5 protein-coding genes and 1 pseudogene are annotated in these 4,832 nt (G+C 56.5%); all 6 read left to right on the top strand.

From position 1 onward, the window contains the following. A pseudogene (locus tag BG52_RS16580) lies at window positions 1–196 on the top strand (nucleoside recognition domain-containing protein); the annotation flags it as partial. Between the two features lie 7 nt (window positions 197–203). After that, a complete protein-coding gene (locus BG52_RS13905) occupies window positions 204–737 on the top strand; it encodes a spore maturation protein (protein ID WP_036585912.1) in 534 nt (177 codons plus the stop codon). A gap of 119 nt (window positions 738–856) precedes the next feature. Then, on the top strand, window positions 857–1,600 hold the full coding sequence (locus BG52_RS13900; RefSeq protein ID WP_036585914.1) for a pseudouridine synthase: 744 nt from the start codon (window positions 857–859) through the stop codon (window positions 1,598–1,600). Window positions 1,601–1,692: 92 nt separating this feature from the next. Next, window positions 1,693–2,220 (top strand): redoxin domain-containing protein, encoded by a 528-nt coding sequence (locus BG52_RS13895; protein ID WP_036585916.1) that lies wholly within the window; start codon window positions 1,693–1,695, stop codon window positions 2,218–2,220. 68 nt (window positions 2,221–2,288) lie between these two features. Next, window positions 2,289–3,941: a cytochrome c biogenesis protein ResB gene (gene resB / locus BG52_RS13890; RefSeq protein ID WP_036585918.1), complete on the top strand. Its 1,653-nt coding sequence runs from the start codon at window positions 2,289–2,291 to the stop codon at window positions 3,939–3,941. After that, window positions 3,938–4,832 (top strand): cytochrome c biogenesis protein CcsA (gene ccsA, locus BG52_RS13885; protein WP_036585919.1); only part of this gene is annotated, 895 nt, incomplete at its 3' end. The genes resB and ccsA, both read left to right, overlap by 4 nt.

Below are 4,832 nucleotides of genomic sequence, written 5' to 3'. Positions count from 1 at the left end.
CCCTGCCGAAATCGTCGGCACGACGCTAGCGGCTACAGCCGTTGCCACGGCCGCAGCGCTGCTGGCGGACCGATGGTTTCGGCGAAGGGCTTCGAAGCCGCCGGTTTCCTCCGGGCCGCCACGCCGGACGGGGAGCGGAGCCGCCTCAGAGCCCGGAGCAAACGCGCCCCATCCGGTTATAACGGAAGGCGGGTGAAGGATTCGTGTATGAGCTGATAACCGCCGTATCCGCCTGGACGATCCCGGCGCTGATCGCTTTTATACCGCTCTATGCCGCCTTCCGCAAAGTTCCCGTTTACGAATCGTTCGTGGACGGCGCGAAGGAGGGCTTCGGCACAGCGGTCTCGCTCATTCCCCATCTTGTGGGCATGATGGTCGCGATCGCGATGTTCCGCGCCTCGGGGGCAATGGACTGGCTGGTGGAGGCCGTGAGGCCGCTATCCGACAGCCTGGGCGTACCGGGCGAGGTGCTGCCGCTCGGGCTGCTGCGGCCGATTACAGGCGCGGGTTCGCTGGCCTTTACGGCCGATCTGATCAAAGCGTACGGGCCTGACTCGATGATCGGACGGATCGCATCGACGATTCAGGGCAGCACCGATACGACTCTTTATGTACTCACCGTCTACTTCGGCGCCGTCGGTATCCGGAAAACCCGGTATGCCTTGAAGGTCGGCCTATTCTCCGACCTGGTCGGCTTTCTCGCCGCAGTGTTCGTTTCCCTTCTGGTATTCGGATGACCGAACCCCCACATGCATGCTTGCAACCCGCATCCGCCGGTCCTTTCAGGGGCCGGTTTTGTCGTTCTGCTTGTGATTTCTATAACGGATGGTTATGATGAATAGAGAGGTGAAATCGATTGGAACGTTTACAAAAGCTGCTGGCGCAGGCCGGCATAGCCTCGCGGCGCAAGTGCGAGGAGCTCATTTTGGAGGGCCGGGTGCAGGTGAACGGTGAAACCGTCACGACGCTCGGCGTGAAAGCCGATCCGGCGGCGGATGTCATTACGGTGAACGGCAAGCCGATCCGCCATGAATCGAAGCTGTATTTGATGCTGCACAAGCCGAAGGGTGTCATTACAAGCGCATCGGACGACAAGGGACGCAAGGTCGTCAAAGATTATTTGCCGGGCATCAAGGAACGGGTCTACCCGGTGGGACGACTGGATTACGACACGGAAGGGTTGCTGCTGCTGACCAACGACGGCGAATTTGCCAACCTGCTCACCCATCCGCGCCATCATGTGGCGAAGACGTACATGGCGACGGTGAAGGGCGTGCCCCATGGCTCGGCGCTGGAGCAGCTGCAGATAGGAATCATGCTGGACGACGGCATGACGGCCCCGGCCGAGGTCGAATACCAGGACGTCGATCCGGACAACAAGAAGTCGACGATCCGGATAACGATATATGAAGGCCGCAACCGTCAGGTCAGGCGCATGTTCGAGGCGATCGGCCATCCCGTCACCCTGCTGAAGCGGGTAAAGTTCGGCGAATTGACGCTGCAGGGGCTGGCGCGCGGCAAATACCGGCATTTGAAACCGCAAGAGGTCAAGGAACTGCAGGATGAAGCGAGAAAGACACATAAAGTTCATAAAAAGTGAACGGTGTCGAAATCCACGCGTTGCCCAAGTTCGCTATAATGGACGTATTACCGCGTATATGCGCAGTCCGTTACAGGTGGTGAACGAGGCTAATGACAGGGTCAAAGCGTAAAATCGTACAAATTGCAATCCTGATCGGCGTCTTGCTGCTGGGCGGTTATGCCATCGGCAAGACGTTGTTTTCGTCCGATGGGACCCCGCAAGTCGGCGGCAAGCCTCCCGAGTTCGAGCTGGCCGCAATGGATGGCAGCGTACAGAAGCTGTCCGACTACAAGGGCCGGCCGCTTGTCATCAATTTCTGGGGAACGTTCTGTCCGCCGTGTGTGAAGGAAATGCCGGAATTTCAGCGACAGTATGTGAAATGGAAAGGGGAAGGACTGGAGATTCTCGCGATCAATTTGAGTGAGGACGATATTACCGTGACGAATTTTTTGAAGCGATTTAATCTGGATTATCAGATTTTGCGCGACCGTGACCGGCAGACTGAAAAAGCTTACGGCGTTCGCCAGTACCCTACGACCTTCTTCGTCAAGCCGAACGGCGAAATCAAGGAAATATTTATCGGCGGAATGACGGAGGCCGCGATCGACGAGCGGATAACCGAACTGTTCCGGAATTAAATGTAAAGCGTCGGAGGGATTAAGCGCCGGCGCTTTCGTCAGGTCAAAAAAGAAGGAGGTTCCCCTCGTTGTTTCAGAATACGAAGTGCGAGTGCGGTCATCAAAATTCCGTAGGAACCGTGCTCTGCGAATCATGCGGCAAGCCGCTGGGGGAAGAAGCGCTCTCCGATTTGCCGCTGGAGATGCGGTACGACGGAGTTGCCAGACGGTCGCAAAAGGCGAACCCGGGACCGATCGACCGGATATGGAGTTTTTTCTCCTCGGTCAAAATCGCCGTGTGGCTCATCGTGCTGACGCTGCTCGCCTCGACGCTCGGCACGATCTATCCGCAGGAGGGATCGTTCGTCAACTTCAGCGATCCGACCTATTACGAGAAAACTTATGGTTTGCCGGGCAAAATTTATTACGCGCTGGGCTTGTCCCACACGTATGAATCCTGGTGGTTTATCGGTCTGCTCGTGATGATCGGCACATCGCTCGTGATCTGCAGCCTTGACCGCGTGCTGCCCCTGTACAGGGCGCTGAACAAGCAGCAAATACGCAAGCATGACCGGTTCATCTCCAGGCAGAAGGTCGTTTACGCCACACGGATCGACGGCGATCCGGAGGAATGGACGCAGCGGTTCGAAGGCGCTTTGCAGCGCCGCGGCTTTCGCGTGCACCGGGACGGAACGGCGCTGCTCGCGGAGAAAAACAGGTTCAGCCGCTGGGGACCTTATATCAATCATATCGGACTAATCATCTTTCTGCTTGCGGTATTGGCCCGCAGTATTCCCGGATGGTATCTCGACGATTACGTGGGGGTTACAGAAGGGGACACGGTCCGGCTGCAGGGGACGAATTATTTTATTAAAAATGTCGCCTTTACCGTCGATTTTTATACGGATAGCGAGATGCCGGATCGATTGAAGGGTACGGCGCGAGCCAAAAAATATGAGACGAAAGCGGAGCTATACCAATGCACCGCGAACTGCGGCGCGGTCGGCGAGCCACAGCTGACCAAGCTGACGGCGCACGATATTATCGTGAACGATCCGTTGTCCTACAATGGCGTCAAGGTGTATCAATTCGACTTCAACATGACGCCGAAGCTAAAGGCGGTTAATCCGGTGCTGATCGATAAGGTAACAGGCGAGAAATATGGTCCGTTCCGGTTGTCGATCGCCGATCCCGAACCGTTCTACGAGCTTGGGCCTTATTCATTGGAACTTATAACGCGGTTTATGGATTTCAAGCTGGATGAGAACGGCGTGCCGACCAACAATTCGCGGGAACCGGACGCGCCGGCATTTCTGTTCCTGATAAAGGGTCCCGGTCTTCCGGCGGACGGAGAGACGTTCATGTATTTCCCGAAGCAAAAGGACAAGCAGCGGTTTAGCCAGGATATGATCAACCGCGCACTGGCCGACCGGTTCGATATCGTTGTGGGCTCGATGGAGGGCGTCGAGTTTACCGGCCCAGAGAGCTTTTTGAATGTCCGTATCGACCGCGCAATGCCGTTCATCTGGATCGGCGCCGCGATATCGATGATCGGCCTCACGCTCGGCTTCTATTGGAATCATAGGCGGATATGGATGCGTATTGACGACGGCGTGTTGTCGCTCGGCGCGCATACGAACAAGAACTGGTATGGTATGCGGGGCGACGTGGCAGCCGCTCTGCGCAAAATGAGTATCGAGATAGATCCGAAATCGCTCGATAACGGAGGGAACAAGACGTGAGTTGGTTGAATGTAAGCAGCGACGCCTTTATTATCGCCTTCTTCTTGTACTGCTTCGCTTTTCTGTTTTTTGCCATCGCGGTAGCGGGGCGCAAGTGGAGCAACCGGGAGCCGGCCGCCCATATGCGCAAATGGTCGCGTATCGCCTTCAGCGTGTCGACGCTTGGCCTTGCGGCCCAGCTCACCTTTTTCTTCACCAGGTGGGCGGGCGCCGGACATATTCCGACGAGCAATATGTACGAATTCATCTCGTTTCTGGGGATGGCGATCATGATCGCCTTCACGATCGTCTATCTCATTTATCGCTCGGCGCTGCTCGGCATGTTCACCTTGCCGCTTACGGTCATCATCATCGCCTATGCGGCCGTCTTCCCGCAAGAGGTGCAGCCGCTCGTGCCGGCGCTTCAATCGAACTGGCTGAAGGTGCATGTGACGACGGCCGCATTGGGAGAAGCCTTTTTCGCCGTAGGCTTTGCCGCCGGTCTCATGTATTTGCTGCGCGTCGTCGACTTCACGCAGACGCATAAGGCAGCAAGGCGGGCACAGCGTTGGCTGGAGTTCACGCTGTACGTGATCCTCGTCGTGATCGCGTTTATCCTCACCGTATTTGCCTTCCGCGGGATGGATTATACGGCTTCATTCGCGCGGGAAGATCTTTCTATCGATCAGAAAGGCGTACAGAATCAAATGACGATGAGGGTAAAATACACAATGCCGCCGATCGTCAAGCCTTATAACAGTGAAGTGGTGGAGATGGATTCATTCCTCGGCATGAAGGAGCCGCTGTTCGAAGCGCCTTCTTGGATGAATGGCGTCAACGCCGGCCGCAAGCTGAATACGGTCGTATGGTCGATTCTGGCCGGTGCGCTGCTGTACGGTCTTGTGCGGCTGC

The sequence above is a fragment of the Paenibacillus darwinianus genome (assembly GCF_000598065.1).
Taxonomy (GTDB): Bacteria; Bacillota; Bacilli; order Paenibacillales; family Paenibacillaceae; genus Paenibacillus_I; species Paenibacillus_I darwinianus.
Note: the sequence above shows the minus strand (reverse complement) of the source record. Positions and strands in the feature narration are given on the sequence as shown.

Excerpts from the sequence above, each read along its gene's own strand:
- BG52_RS13895 (WP_036585916.1), top strand. The coding sequence starts at position 1,693 with ATGACAGGGTCAAAGCGTAAAATCGTACAAATTGCAATCCTGATCGGC.